Source organism: Agrobacterium sp. MS2 (assembly GCF_003261015.1).
GTDB lineage: Bacteria > Pseudomonadota > Alphaproteobacteria > Rhizobiales > Rhizobiaceae > Agrobacterium > Agrobacterium pusense.
Genome location: NZ_QLNF01000026.1, coordinates 100,827 through 114,067, shown reverse-complemented (window position 1 = coordinate 114,067; position 13,241 = coordinate 100,827). Strand labels below are relative to the sequence as shown.

Genomic DNA, 13,241 nt, shown 5'->3' with positions numbered 1-13,241 from the left:
GCGGGAGGAGACTACCACTGCCTTGATTTTTCCATAAGTCCTAATTTACGCTATTTGCGACAAAATGGCTGATAAGCGTCAAATTTGCGTGAGGTTTTCACGGCCAGCGCACTACCGGCGGCAGGGAGGACAGGATCGATTCGACGTTGCCGCCGGTCTTCAGTCCAAAGATGGTGCCGCGATCGTAGAGAAGGTTGAATTCCACGTAGCGGCCACGGCGAATAAGCTGCTCGTCGCGGTCCTCTTCCGTCCAGTTCTGGTTGAAATTGGCGCGGACGATTTTCGGATAGACCAGATTGAAGGCCCGGCCGACATCCTGCACGAAGGCGAAATTGGCGTCCCAGCCGCCATTTTGCTCTTGCGGATGCAGCCAGTCGAAAAAGATGCCGCCGGTGCCGCGCGGCTCGTCGCGGTGCTTCAGGTAGAAATACTCGTCGCACCACGTCTTGTATCGTGGATAGTCCGCCACGGGATGGCGGTTGCAGGTGATCTCGAAGGCGCGGTGGAACAGCTGGGTATCGGCGTCCTGTTGCGTCCGCCTGCGGCCAAGCACCGGCGTCAGGTCCGCGCCGCCGCCGAACCAGTGGCTGGTGGTGACCACCATGCGGGTATTCATATGCACGGCCGGCACATTGGGATTGACCGGATGGGCGATGAGCGACAGTCCCGAGGCCCAGAAGCGCGGGTCTTCTTCAGCGCCCGGTATCTGCTTGCGGAATTCCGGTGAAAATTCGCCGTAGACGGTGGAGGTGTGCACGCCAACCTTTTCGAAGACGCGTCCTTCCATCATAGACATCTTGCCGCCGCCGCCTTCACCATTGTCACGCAGCCAGTCTTTCTGGACGAAACGGCCCGGTTCCTGATCGGACAAGGGGCCGGTCAGTTCGTTTTCCAGGGTTTCGAAGGAGGCGACGATGGTGTCGCGCAGATGCTGGAACCATGCCTGGGCAACGGCCTTCTTGTCTTCAATGTCCTCGGGCAAGCCCTTCGGCAAGATCGGCCGTTCCATGTTTCATTCTCCTGCGGTGTAGTCTGTTATGCCGCCTCTAGCAGGTGTTTGCGCCGCGCACAAATTCGACTCGCCAAGTCAGCGTGTCGACACTATCTTTAAAGACGTAGGTGCCAGAGGTGAATATCATGACGAAATTTACCGGACCGCCGCCCCTCGACGGGCTGAAGCGCAGAATTGCCAATCACCGCAGGGAGCGCGACAGCGCCGGCGGCGAACAAAAGCGTGAGGGCATGTTCGTGCGGCAGACGTTCTGTCTGGGACGCGAAGAAGCCCGCGCCAAGGCCCGAGAATGGTTCGACAGCTTTCCCAAGGCCGCTTACTGGACGGAAGTGGAAAGCTGGCGGCAGCTGGAAGGTGACCGCATCGAATTCACCATGCGCCGGCTTCCCTCGGCAGACTGATTTTTAGAGTGCTTTCGTCTTTCCGTACCGAAAAACCGGGCGACGCTTCCTGAAATCCTCTAGGCGCGCGGCTCGGCGTATCGCAAACGGCTTTCGATCAGCACGCCGCTTTCATCCAGAATGGGGTGCGCCACCGAAACGATATGGGCGTTGATACGCTTGAGGTCGCGCAGCATGTCGAGATGCAGCGAGCTTGTCTGCATGCTTTCCGTCAGTCCATCGCGCAGCCGCTCCAGATGGCGGTTGGAGGATTGTTTTTCGAGGCGGCGAATATCCACCTTGCTTTCCATCAGCCTGCGGGCAAGTTCGAAATCGCCGGTCACCAGAATGCTCTGGGCGGCGCGCAGGTTCTCGATGGTCATGTCGAACAGGGTCTTCAACTCCTCATAACCGTCATCGGAAAATTTGAAGCTGTTCAGCACCTTCTTGCGGATCTGTTCGCAAATGCCCTTTTCGATGATGTCGCCGATATGTTCGAGGTTGATGGCATAATCGATGATTGCGATCGAACGGCGGGCATCCTCATCGTCAAGCCCCTTGCGGCCGAGCTGGGACAGATAGACCTTTACTTCCTGCTGGCGGCGGTCGACCTTTTTTTCGAGCAGGGATATTTCGGCAAGTGGCGCCAGGTCGTTGTGCTTGAAGGCGTTTTCGGCGCGGATCAGCATTCGCTCGATGCTGTCGCCGACGCCCAGGACCTCCCGCGTTGCATTGGCAAGTGCCACCACCGGCGTTGCCAGCGCCTGTTGATCGAGGAAATTCGGGCCGTCTTCGGCTTTCGGATCACCGGGAACCAGCTTCGTCATCAGATCCGAGATGAGGCCCGAGAAGGGCCATGCGAGCGCGGCCAGGATGACGTTGAAGATGAGATGGGCGTCGACCGGCAGTTTCGCGGGTGAAAGCGGCAATTGCTGCAGGAACTCCGCGCCATAGGAGGCGAGCGGCAGGGCGATGAGGCAGCCAGTGGTGCGCACCGCGAGATTGCCTATGGTGATGCGCCGCGCCGAGGCGGGGCCGGAAAGCGTGGCGATGACCGGAGGAATGGCGCCGCCGAGATTGGCGCCGAGAATGAGGACGATGACGAGGCCGGTGGAAAGCGTTCCGGTGGCCGCAAGCGACAGGATCAACACCACCACGGCAAGGCTGGAGGAGGAGACGAAGGCAAGCACCGCGGAGAAAATCAGCGCAACGGGCCAGGCCCCGTCGAGCAGGCCGATAAAGACGGCAAGCGCGGGCGAGGCGCGCATGGGCTCGGTCGCGCCGCTCAGCAGATGCAGTGACAAAAGCATCAGGCCGATGCCGATCAGCGCCGTTCCGCCGCCCTGCCTGGCGTTGGAGCTTCCCTTCTTGAGCACGATGCCCGCGAGGATCAGAAGCGGTGACAACCATTCGACGCCCGCCGCCACGATCCACGCGGTCACGGCGGTGCCGACATTGGCGCCAAGCAGCACAACCTGCGCCATGCGCGGCTTGATGAGGTCACGTTCGGCGAAGGAGGCGACGGTGAGAGCGGTTGCCGTGGAGCTCTGCAGCGCGACGGTGGCGAAGAAGCCGGAAAAGAAGGATCGGGGCCCGTTCTGGGTGCCGGTGGCGAGTACGCTCCTCAGTTTCATGCCAAAGGCACGGGTCACGCCATCCTTCACCTGGGCGAGGCCGAAGAGCAGCAGCGCGACCGCGCCGAGAAGATTGACGATGACAATGGTGGACTGCATGCGACGTCTCCACACACCCGCCGGCGGACCGTCTCGGCGAGGGCGATTTTTATTGTCCGGCTAATCAGTATAGGAGCGTGAACGCCTCCGGTACAGGCCGGGTTGCGACAGTTTCGCGGCAAAAACGGCCAATTTTCAAATTTGCCTGAAAAATTGGCTGTAAAGATGGCAGGTCAGGACCATGAGGTCTGGCGCAAGGCCTCGCCGGTGACCATCGCAGCCGACATCGCAACGTTGATCGAGCGCTGCCCGGCGACCATCGGAATGATGATTCGCTCATCCGCCTTTTCATGCACGTGATCAGGCACGCCCGCACTTTCGCGGCCAAAGAGCAGGATATCGTCGGCACGATAGGTGATATCAGTATAGGGCTGGGCTGCCTTGGTGGAGGCGAGGACGAGCCGCCGGCCGGTGGTTGCCCGCCATTCCTCGAAGCGATCCCAGCTGACATGGCGCGTGAGGGCGGCCGCCGCAATATAGTCCATGCCGGCCCGTTTCAGATTGCGATCCGAGATGTCGAAACCTGCGGGTTCGATGATGTCGACGCCAAGGCCAAGGCAGGCGGCCATCCGCAGGATGGTGCCGGTATTGCCGGGAATGTCGGGCTGGTAAAGGGCGATTCTGATTTCGGTCGTGGTGCCGGACATGGAGATCTCACTGCGGTTGCTGTGCTCGTCCGATTATCACGCGCAGGCAAGGGACGACAGGCAGTTTGCGAAAAGTCCCTCTCGGGTGCCATTCCAGACCGGATATTCATGCGCGTGACACACTGGGCGGCTACCCATTCACCAGTACATCATCAGGCTTGCCCGAACCATCGGGGACGGTTGACGTCGGCCTACTTGAGCCGGATCTTCTGCACGCAGCAACAGGGGGATAGCATGTCCGAACGGGTGAATTTCGTCCATCTGACCGATCTGCATGTGGGCAATCCGCAGGTGCAGGATGACGATCTTTATTCAGAGACCTCGGCCACGCTTTCCACGACGCTTGCGCAGATCAAGGCGCTGGTGCCGCCGCCCGAATTCATCGTCGTCAGCGGCGATCTGACCAATCGGGGCGATGCCGGCAGCTATGAGGAGCTCAAGCGTCTGATAAAGGAAGCGGAACTCGGTATGCCTGTGCTCTTCGCGCTCGGCAATCACGACCGCCGCGATGGATTTTATCCCGTGATGCTCGATCGCCACGAGGATCTGGACGAGCCCTATGACCATGCCGAGGTGATTGCCGGCATTCACATCATCGTCATGGACACCAGCGTTCCCGGCAAGGTTGGGGGTGCTTTCGAACCCGGACAGGTCGAATGGCTTGAGGATGAGCTGGAAAACCATCCCGAATTGCCGAAGCTGCTGGTGATGCACCATGCGCCGGCGCTTGATTTCGACCGTCCCGATGCGGAGTGGGAATCCCTGTCCTTTGACGATACCGAGATTCTGGACGAGCTGCTGTTCGAACATGACGTCATTGGTATTCTGGCAGGCCACATCCATTACGACCGCATGTCACACTGGCAGGGCATTCCCATCGTGGTCGGTATCGGCCAGCATTTCGCGACCGATCCTCTGTGGCTGCATGAGGGCGTACGCATGCTCTCCGGCGCATCTTTCGCCATCGGCACGATAAGGGATACGGGTCTGACCGTTACCTTTGCCCCGCAGCCCAGCGACCGGCGGGAACTCAAGCGCCATACTCAGGCCGGAATGATCGAGTTGATCACGGAATATGAGAGTGGTCAGGCGCAGGACGCAGCCGAATAAGGCGATGCAGCGCGGCAGGCGGTGGTCGGAAACCTTTGCGGGTAAATCCGTCCCATTGTGCTACTCGACACATCTTGAGTTTTCGAGCGTGTCGGTGTCTTTCCGGCTGGTCATTGCTTAATTTTTGCGCTACAAGGCCATATCTTCAACACCAGCCAAGGGAGGTTCTTATGCCAAATGACATTCGTATTCGCCTCCCGGCCCCAGTAGTGCTGCTGCTGGCCTAGGTGTTACTCCGCGGCTCGGCCGCGTTTCCCATATTCCGATTCGTCATGTGGCTGTCACGGCCATGTTCAAAGACTTTTCCGTTCCGTCGTGGGCCATATTGCGTCCGCTTACCTTTGACGACGGGGCGATTTATTGCCGGAGCTTGGCCTATGTTTGGCTGGTTTGAAAAACGTCTCGATCCCTTTCCGTCTTCGACGCCTTCCGTGCCGCCGAAGACGCTTCTGCCGTTCCTGTGGTATTATGTGAAGCCCGCCTGGCCGTGGCTGCTGCTGCTCGGCCTGATGTCGATGGGCATCGCCGTTGCGGAAGCGATGCTTTACAAATTCCTCGGCAATATCGTCGACTGGCTTTCCACGGCCAATCGCGAGACGTTTTTTGCCGATGAGGGCTGGCATCTGATCATCATGGCCGGGCTGGTGCTGTTTCTGCTGCCGCTGATGGGCGCGATCCACACCATGACGATGCACCAGACGCTTGCCGGCAATTTCGGCATGATTGCGCGCTGGAAAATGCACCGTTTCCTGCTGCGCCATTCCATGACGTTTTTCGCCAATGAATTTGCCGGCCGGGTTTCGACCAAGGTCATGCAGACGGCGCTGGCGATCCGCGAAGTGGCACTGAAGGTCATCGACGTCTTCGTCTACGCTATCAGCTTTGTCGTTTCGATGCTGTTCATGGTCGCGGCTGCCGATTGGCGACTGGTTATCCCCCTTTTGGTTTGGCTGGGTATCTACATGGGTATCCTCGCCTATTTCGTGCCCAAGCTCGGCCGGCTGGCGCAGGAGCAGGCCGATGCGCGCTCCATGATGACGGGCCGGATCGTCGACAGCTATACGAATATTTCGACGATCAAGCTGTTTTCCCATGCGGGCCGCGAGGAGAGATACGCGCGTGAGGGCATGAACGTGTTTCTCGGAACCGTTCACCGCCAGATGCGCAAGATTTCCGGCTTCAACATCCTGATCGACCTGAACAATGCGATGGTTCTGTTTTCAACGGCCGCGCTCGGTCTTTATTTCTGGATGCAGGGTTCGGTGACGGCCGGTTCGGTTGCCATCGCCATCAGCCTTGCGATGCGCGTCAACGGCATGTCGCAGTGGATCATGTGGGAAGTCACGTCGCTGTTCGAGAACATCGGCACGGTCTATGACGGCATGTCGATGATGACGAAGCCGCATGACATCGTCGACGTTCCGAAGGCTCCGGAACTTGCGGCCCCGCAGGGCGGCATCCGCTACGACAACGTCCGCTTCCACTATGGCAAGAACAAGGGCGTGATCGACGGGCTGACGCTTGATATCAAGCCGGGCGAAAAGGTCGGTCTGGTCGGGCGTTCGGGGGCGGGCAAGACGACGCTGATGAACCTGCTGCTGCGTTTTTACGATCTGGAAGGCGGCAGGATCACCATCGACGGTCAGGACATCTCCAAGGTGTCGCAAGACAGCCTGCGAGAATTGATCGGTGTCGTGACGCAGGATACGTCGCTGCTGCACCGCTCGATCCGCGACAACATTGCCTATGGTCATCCGGAAGCCACCGACGAGCAGGTGATTGCGGCAGCAAAGCGGGCCAATGCCTGGGATTTCATCGAAACGCTGGTCGACATGCATGGTCGCCAGGGCCTCGATGCCCAGGTAGGTGAACGCGGCGTGAAACTGTCGGGCGGCCAGCGCCAGCGTATCGCAATTGCGCGCGTCTTCCTCAAGAATGCGCCGATTCTGGTACTTGATGAGGCGACCTCGGCGCTCGATTCAGAAGTCGAGGCGGCAATTCAGGAGAACCTGTTCTCGCTTATGGAGGGCAAGACGGTGATCGCCATCGCCCACCGTCTCTCGACGCTCACCGAAATGGACCGGCTGATCATTCTGGACAAGGGCCGGATCGTGGAAGCGGGCAGCCATGCGGAACTGGTGGCAATGGGCGGCATTTACGCCGATCTGTGGCGGCGCCAGTCCGGCGGCTTCATCGCCGATCACGAGGCGGAAGCGGCCGCGGAGTAAGGAAAGACGGAGGGCGGGAAACAGGGTTCCCGCCCTCCGTCTTTTATTCCCGCCTTTTTCAGTTCCCGAACGTTACCGAAATATAATCTCTCACCGTAGCCTCCGCGGCTGTTCCCGCACCGGGAATCCGCCTATATCCGGATCATGCTCATTACCCGCATCTTCGAGTATTTCGAGAACTGGATAAAGCCCTTCGACCGCAAGGACGATTTGCGGCCGCCGGAAAGCACGTTCGCCTTCATCTGGTTTTATATTTCGCAGGCGAAAGCGCCGTTCTTCGCGATGCTGGTGCTGGGTGGGCTGACTGCGGCCATCGAGGCGGCGCTTTTCTGGTTCGTCGGTCGGCTTGTTGATATTCTCTCGACGGTAAAACCGGAAGAAGGCTGGGCCGGGTTGCTTTCCACCCATGGCGGCGAGCTCGTCGGCATGCTTGTCCTGATCGGGGTCATCCGCTTCATCGTCACGATGCTGACGGCGCTGGTGGATCAGCAGATCATCACGCCCGGCTTCTACAACCTGGTGCGCTGGCAATCCTACATGCATGTGGCGCGGCAGTCGCTGACCTTTTTCCAGAACGATTTTTCCGGCCGCATCGTCACCAAGGTCTGGTCCGGCGGGCAGGCGGCGGGCGACCTTGTGACCTCGTTGATGGAAAGCGTCTGGTTCGTCGGTATCTATTCCGTCTCGATGCTGTTTCTGATCGGGGGGCTGGACTGGCGGCTTGCGGTCGTCGTCGTTGTCTGGGTGGCGATCTTCTCGCTGCTGGCGCGCTATTTCGTGCCGCGCATCCGCTATCATTCAAAAGAAACGGCGGAAGCCGCCTCCATGCTTTCCGGCCGCATGGTAGATGCCTACAGCAATATCCAGACCCTGCGGCTGTTCGGGCGCGACGACGCCAATGACCGCTACATGCGGCAGGGCTTCGATATCTTTCAGCGTGCGACGATGACGTTCACGCGGTTCATTACCGGCGTGCGGGCATCGATGGCGCTGCTGTCAGGCGTTATGATCACGTCCATGGCGGCTCTCTGCATCGATCTGTGGCTTTCCGGCAAGATCAGTTCCGGTGCGGTGGCCTTCACGCTGGCGCTGGTGCTGCGTCTCAATTTCCTGCTGGGGCGCCTGATGACGCAGTTCAACGGCATCATGCGTAATTTCGGCACGGTGCAGAACGCCGCCGAGTTGATCTCTCAGCCGATCGGTCTCGTCGATGCGCCTGACGCGGTTATGCTGGAGGTTAAAAAACCGAGCATTCGTTTCGAGAATGTCAGTTTCCACTATGGCCGAAAGAACGGCGTCATCGATCATCTCAATCTCGACATCAGGGCAGGGGAAAAGGTCGGCATCGTCGGACGCTCCGGCGCGGGAAAATCTACCCTCGTCAATCTGCTGCTGCGGTTTTACGATGTCGAGAAAGGACGCATTCTCATCGACGGGCAGGATATTGCGGGGGTAACCCAGGAATCGCTGCGGGCCCATATCGGCATGGTTACGCAGGACACCTCGCTGCTGCATCGCTCTATCAGGGACAACATCCTGTTCGGCCGCACCGACGCCAGCGAAACGCAATTGCAGGAGGCGACGCGACGGGCCAAGGCGGACGACTTCATCAAGCGGCTGGAGGATCAGCGCGGACGCACCGGTTTCGACGCCCATGTGGGCGAACGCGGGGTGAAACTCTCCGGCGGCCAGCGCCAGCGCATAGCCATTGCCCGTGTGATGCTGAAGGATGCACCAATCCTCGTGCTTGATGAGGCGACCTCGGCGCTCGATTCCGAGGTAGAGGCTGCGATCCAGAGTAATCTGGACGAGCTGATGCAGGGCAAGACGGTGCTGGCAATCGCCCACCGCCTTTCGACCATCGCGGCGCTCGACCGGTTGATCGTGATGGATCAGGGGCGCATCGTCGAGCAGGGCACGCATTCGGAACTGGTCTCGCGGGGCGGACTCTATTCGGAGCTCTGGGCGCGGCAATCGGGCGGGTTTCTCGCGGCAGACGAGGCGATCCCGTAAAGCGCGGCGCTATTTGCCGATCATGAAGTCGGCCATCAGGCCGTAATGATTGGAGCCGAGACTGTCCGGCAGGCGCGTGGTTTTTATCAGCGTTGCCGGTTCACGGGCGAAAATATGGTCGATGGCTATGCCGAAACGTCCTGCTTCCGTTGGCCAAGTCGCGGGCTCCCAGGGCGCTTTCCTGAGATCGTTGGCGGCCAGAAAATCCCGCATATCGGGAGCGATGCTTGCCGAATTGAAGTCTCCTGCAAGAATGAGCGGTCCGGTGACGCGGTAGAGAATTTCGCTGACCTCGTCCAGCTCGTCGCGGTGATAATCGTCGAAATAGGGCTTGGTAAGATGTGCCGCGGCAAGCGTGACTTCCCTACCGTCGAGATCGATTTTGGCGATCGCGAAACGGTCGCGGCGCAGGTCGCTAAGACTATGAAAATGGCCTTCGAGCAAAGGCCGCTTCGATAGGATCACGAGGTCACAGCCCGGCGTTCCCTCGAAGCAGCCCAGCCTGTGCGGGTATGTCTGTTGCAGACGCGGCAGAGCCGATTGCAGGGCGTCCGCTTCAAAGAGATAAACCGCATCGGCGTGTGATTCGACAATCGCGTCGGCAATAACCTCCGCATTGGCGGCGTTATCCATCAGAACATTGAAAGAAAGCAGCCGGAACGGCTGCGCATCCGGTGCGGCCGTGGCCGATGTCGAAAAATCCAGAAGCATGGCCACCGCATGGACGGCGAGCGCAATCGACCAGACCAAGAGCACGGCGGAAAAGGCGTCGCGCATGAGCCAAAATACCAGCCATGACAACAGGACGCAGATGATGGCGATATGAAGCTGGAAGCTGGTGACGAAGGCAAGAAGCCAGAAATCGGTGATGTAGCGCAGACTGGCAATGACGAGAACGGCAGCAACCGCCGTGGAGACCATGCACGAGAGCTTCGCCGTCATCCGAATCCCTGCTTTCCAAGCTCTCCCTCGTAGTCTCCTAACATGGCGCCTTTGGGTGCACAATGTTGCCCGACTGCCAGAGGCGGCGAAAAAATGAGAAGCAAATCGGGCGCTTCGGGCAGAATTACGGCAGCTTTGTGTGCTTTGCTCTTGCCAAGTCGGTCAATATTTTGCGATCACACAGAGTGACGCGGTTTCTTGATGCCGCAGTTGTGTCCAGGACGGTGGGACGGAGATTGTCCTGGATCAAATCATAGCGGGAGGACTCATGCGATTTACGGCAAAAACAGCGCAGAGGATGGTGTAGCGGTGAGCGAGCACGTAACCAATCACGACGCTTCGGGTGAACCGACCCGTCGCGATTTTCTTTATCTAGTGACAGGAATGGCGGGCGCCGTCGGTGCCGCCGCAGTTGCATGGCCTTTCATTGACCAGATGCGCCCCGACGCATCGACGCTGGCGCTGGCCTCCATCGAAGTGGATGTCGCGGCGGTCGAGCCGGGCATGTCACTTACCGTCAAGTGGCGCGGCAAGCCGATTTTCATCCGCAACCGCACGGAAAAGGAAATCGAGGAAGCCAAGGCGGTCGCTCTTGGCGAACTCAAGGATCCGGTGGCGCGCAACGCCAACATTGCCGCCGACGCGCAGGCGACCGATATCGACCGTTCCGCCGGCGAGGGTAAGGAAAACTGGATCGTCATGGTCGGTTCCTGCACCCATCTCGGCTGCGTTCCGCTCGGCCAGGCCGGCGATTTCGGCGGATGGTTCTGTCCCTGCCATGGCTCGCACTACGATACGGCGGGCCGCATACGTAAGGGTCCGGCGCCGCAGAACCTCGCCATCCCGACATTTGCATTCACATCCGATACCGTGATCAAGATCGGATAAGGGGACAGATATTCATGAGTGGTCATTCCAGTTATCAGCCGTCCACCGGCATCGAGAGGTGGATCGATTCGCGGCTTCCCTTGCCGCGCATGATCTATGACAGCTTCGTTGCCTATCCTGTCCCGCGTAATTTGAACTACGCCTACACTTTCGGCGCGATGCTCTCCGTCATGCTGATCGTGCAGATCCTCACCGGCGTCGTGCTGGCCATGCATTATGCGGCCGAAACGACGGTTGCCTTCAATTCCGTCGAAAAGATCATGCGCGACGTCAACCACGGCTGGCTGCTGCGCTACATGCATGCCAACGGCGCGTCGTTCTTCTTTATCGCGGTTTACCTGCACATCGCCCGTGGCCTCTATTACGGCTCCTACAAGGCGCCGCGTGAAATCCTCTGGATTCTTGGCTGCGTCATCTTCCTACTGATGATGGCGACGGGCTTCATGGGCTATGTTCTGCCCTGGGGCCAGATGTCCTTCTGGGGCGCGACCGTCATCACCGGCTTCTTCACGGCGTTTCCTGCCATCGGCGAATGGATCCAGCAGTTCCTGCTCGGCGGCTTTGCCGTGGATCAGCCGACGCTGAACCGCTTCTTTGCGCTTCACTATCTGCTGCCCTTCATGATTGCGGGCGTCGTTATCCTGCATATCTGGGCGCTGCACGTCACCGGCCAGACCAATCCTACCGGCGTCGAAGTGAAGAGCAAGACCGACACCGTTCCCTTCACGCCCTATGCGACGCTGAAGGATGCGCTCGGTGTTTCCGTGTTCCTGATCGGTTATGCCTGGTTCGTCTTCTACATGCCGAACTTCCTTGGCCACCCTGATAACTACATCATGGCAGATCCCTTGAAGACCCCGGCGCATATCGTTCCGGAATGGTACTTCCTGCCGTTCTACGCCATGCTGCGCGCCATCACCTTCAACATCTGGGTCATTGACTCCAAGCTGGGTGGCGTTCTCGTGATGTTCGGCGCAATCGTCGTGCTGTTCTTCCTGCCCTGGCTCGATACGTCGAAGGTTCGCTCCGCCGTCTATCGTCCCTGGTACAAGATGTTCTTCTGGCTGTTCGTGGTGAACGCCATCATGCTCGGCTGGCTGGGTTCGCGCCCGGCGGAAGGCACCTACGTCATCATGTCGCAGATCGGCACGCTTTATTACTTCGGTTTCTTCCTCGTCATCATGCCGATCCTCGGTCTGGTCGAAACGCCCCGGCGTATTCCGAATTCGATTACCGAGGCCGTTCTCGAAAAGAACGCCGCCAAGTCGGGTGCCGCGCCTGCGGCTGCCGAAATCTGAGCGCGAAGGAAGGATGACGACAATGAAGAAGCTTGTAACGAGCATCGCGCTTTTCGCCGCCATCGGCTGTTCCTTCACCGTCGCCTCGGCGGCGGAGGAGAGCCATGACCTCGCCACCAAGACGGAACATGCGATTGCCGGGGGCCACTTCCCGGTGATCAAGCCCGAGGAGCAGAGCTGGTCATTTGCCGGTCCTTTCGGCAAATATGACAAGGGCCAGCTTCAGCGTGGTCTCAAGGTCTACAAGGAAGTCTGCTCGGCCTGCCATTCCATGAGCCTTGTCTCTTTCCGTACGCTGGAGGATCTTGGCTATTCGGAAGAGCAGGTAAAGGCTTTCGCCGCTGAATATGAAGTGCAGGACGGTCCGAATGCCGACGGCGAAATGTATAATCGCAAGGCCGTGCCGTCAGATCATTTCCCGTCGCCATTCCCTAACCATGAGGCGGCTGCTGCCGCCAATGGTGGCGCCGCACCGCCAGACATGTCGCTGCTTGCCAAGGCGCGCGGCGTGGAGCGTGGTTTCCCGCAATTCATCATCGACATGATCCCGATCGTCGGCGGTTATCAGGAGGGCGGCCCGGACTACATCCATGCGCTGCTGACCGGATATCAGGACCCGCCGGCTGGTGTTGAAGTGGCCGAAGGCACACATTTCAATCCGTATTTCGTCAGCGCGGTCGCGTTGAAGATGGCGCCGCCGATCAGCGCCGATCAGGTGACTTACGACGATGGTGCGCCGCAGACCGTGGATCAGTATTCCAAGGATGTGGCCGCCTTCCTGATGTGGGCTGCAGAACCGCATCTGGAAGAGCGCAAGCGCACCGGCTTCATGGTCATGGTGTTCCTGTTCATCTTCACCGCGCTGATCTACCTCACCAAGAAATCGGTCTACGCCAACAAGGAACATTGATCGGCACTACGGTGCCGGCAGTCATCGGCCCCCATGGTCTCCATGGGGGCCTTTTTATTAGAAGTCTGGCATTGACCTGG

General features: G+C 59.2%; 11 protein-coding genes. 7 read left to right on the top strand and 4 right to left on the bottom strand.

The window, feature by feature from the left end; translation table 11 throughout:
• Positions 1 to 97: 97 nt before the first annotated feature.
• Positions 98 to 1,009, bottom strand: coding sequence for an oxygen-dependent coproporphyrinogen oxidase (gene hemF / locus DOU54_RS11975; RefSeq protein WP_004442979.1), 912 nt, complete (start codon positions 1,007 to 1,009; stop codon positions 98 to 100).
• Positions 1,010 to 1,137: 128 nt separating this feature from the next.
• Here hemF and DOU54_RS11970 point away from each other — a divergent pair, with 128 nt between their 5' ends.
• Positions 1,138 to 1,413, top strand: a complete 276-nt coding sequence (locus DOU54_RS11970) for a hypothetical protein (RefSeq protein ID WP_004442978.1) — start codon at positions 1,138 to 1,140, stop codon at positions 1,411 to 1,413.
• Between the two features lie 59 nt (positions 1,414 to 1,472).
• Here DOU54_RS11970 and DOU54_RS11965 read toward each other — a convergent pair whose 3' ends face one another.
• Positions 1,473 to 3,125 carry a Na/Pi cotransporter family protein gene (locus tag DOU54_RS11965; RefSeq protein WP_045532041.1) on the bottom strand — a complete coding sequence of 551 codons (1,653 nt, stop codon included), beginning with the start codon at positions 3,123 to 3,125 and terminating at the stop codon, positions 1,473 to 1,475.
• A gap of 173 nt (positions 3,126 to 3,298) precedes the next feature.
• Positions 3,299 to 3,772, bottom strand: coding sequence for a tRNA (cytidine(34)-2'-O)-methyltransferase (locus tag DOU54_RS11960; RefSeq protein ID WP_113381225.1), 474 nt, complete (start codon positions 3,770 to 3,772; stop codon positions 3,299 to 3,301).
• A 234-nt stretch (positions 3,773 to 4,006) separates the two neighbouring features.
• On the opposite strand from DOU54_RS11960, the gene DOU54_RS11955 reads away from it, so the two are divergent.
• The 3 genes from DOU54_RS11955 to DOU54_RS11945 all read left to right on the top strand — a co-directional run bounded on the left by DOU54_RS11955 (position 4,007) and on the right by DOU54_RS11945 (position 9,123).
• A complete protein-coding gene (locus tag DOU54_RS11955; protein ID WP_004442973.1) occupies positions 4,007 to 4,882 on the top strand; it encodes a phosphodiesterase in 876 nt (291 codons plus the stop codon).
• A gap of 377 nt (positions 4,883 to 5,259) precedes the next feature.
• A complete protein-coding gene (locus DOU54_RS11950) occupies positions 5,260 to 7,110 on the top strand; it encodes an ABC transporter ATP-binding protein (protein WP_113381224.1) in 1,851 nt (616 codons plus the stop codon).
• 144 nt (positions 7,111 to 7,254) lie between these two features.
• Positions 7,255 to 9,123, top strand: coding sequence for an ABC transporter ATP-binding protein (locus DOU54_RS11945; protein WP_004442969.1), 1,869 nt, complete (start codon positions 7,255 to 7,257; stop codon positions 9,121 to 9,123).
• A 9-nt stretch (positions 9,124 to 9,132) separates the two neighbouring features.
• Here the strand turns inward: DOU54_RS11945 and DOU54_RS11940 are convergent, their stop codons facing one another.
• Positions 9,133 to 10,065, bottom strand: coding sequence for an endonuclease/exonuclease/phosphatase family protein (locus DOU54_RS11940; protein ID WP_113381223.1), 933 nt, complete (start codon positions 10,063 to 10,065; stop codon positions 9,133 to 9,135).
• A 309-nt stretch (positions 10,066 to 10,374) separates the two neighbouring features.
• Here DOU54_RS11940 and petA point away from each other — a divergent pair, with 309 nt between their 5' ends.
• Genes petA through DOU54_RS11925 form a run of 3 tightly spaced genes read left to right on the top strand, consistent with a single transcriptional unit; the run spans position 10,375 to position 13,161 of the window.
• Positions 10,375 to 10,953 (top strand): ubiquinol-cytochrome c reductase iron-sulfur subunit, encoded by a 579-nt coding sequence (gene petA, locus DOU54_RS11935; protein WP_004442965.1) that lies wholly within the window; start codon positions 10,375 to 10,377, stop codon positions 10,951 to 10,953.
• 14 nt (positions 10,954 to 10,967) lie between these two features.
• Entirely contained in the window at positions 10,968 to 12,251 is a 1,284-nt protein-coding gene (locus DOU54_RS11930) for a cytochrome b (RefSeq protein ID WP_004442963.1), read from the top strand.
• Between the two features lie 22 nt (positions 12,252 to 12,273).
• A complete protein-coding gene (locus DOU54_RS11925) occupies positions 12,274 to 13,161 on the top strand; it encodes a cytochrome c1 (protein WP_004442961.1) in 888 nt (295 codons plus the stop codon).
• Positions 13,162 to 13,241: the final 80 nt, after the last annotated feature.

Excerpts from the sequence above, each read along its gene's own strand:
- DOU54_RS11965 (WP_045532041.1), bottom strand. The coding sequence starts at position 3,125 with ATGCAGTCCACCATTGTCATCGTCAATCTTCTCGGCGCGGTCGCGCTG.
- DOU54_RS11950 (WP_113381224.1), top strand. The coding sequence starts at position 5,260 with ATGTTTGGCTGGTTTGAAAAACGTCTCGATCCCTTTCCGTCTTCGACG.
- DOU54_RS11955 (WP_004442973.1), top strand. The coding sequence starts at position 4,007 with ATGTCCGAACGGGTGAATTTCGTCCATCTGACCGATCTGCATGTGGGC.
- DOU54_RS11940 (WP_113381223.1), bottom strand. The coding sequence starts at position 10,065 with ATGACGGCGAAGCTCTCGTGCATGGTCTCCACGGCGGTTGCTGCCGTT.
- DOU54_RS11945 (WP_004442969.1), top strand. The coding sequence starts at position 7,255 with ATGCTCATTACCCGCATCTTCGAGTATTTCGAGAACTGGATAAAGCCC.
- DOU54_RS11970 (WP_004442978.1), top strand. The coding sequence starts at position 1,138 with ATGACGAAATTTACCGGACCGCCGCCCCTCGACGGGCTGAAGCGCAGA.
- DOU54_RS11960 (WP_113381225.1), bottom strand. The coding sequence starts at position 3,772 with ATGTCCGGCACCACGACCGAAATCAGAATCGCCCTTTACCAGCCCGAC.
- DOU54_RS11925 (WP_004442961.1), top strand. The coding sequence starts at position 12,274 with ATGAAGAAGCTTGTAACGAGCATCGCGCTTTTCGCCGCCATCGGCTGT.
- hemF (WP_004442979.1), bottom strand. The coding sequence starts at position 1,009 with ATGGAACGGCCGATCTTGCCGAAGGGCTTGCCCGAGGACATTGAAGAC.
- DOU54_RS11930 (WP_004442963.1), top strand. The coding sequence starts at position 10,968 with ATGAGTGGTCATTCCAGTTATCAGCCGTCCACCGGCATCGAGAGGTGG.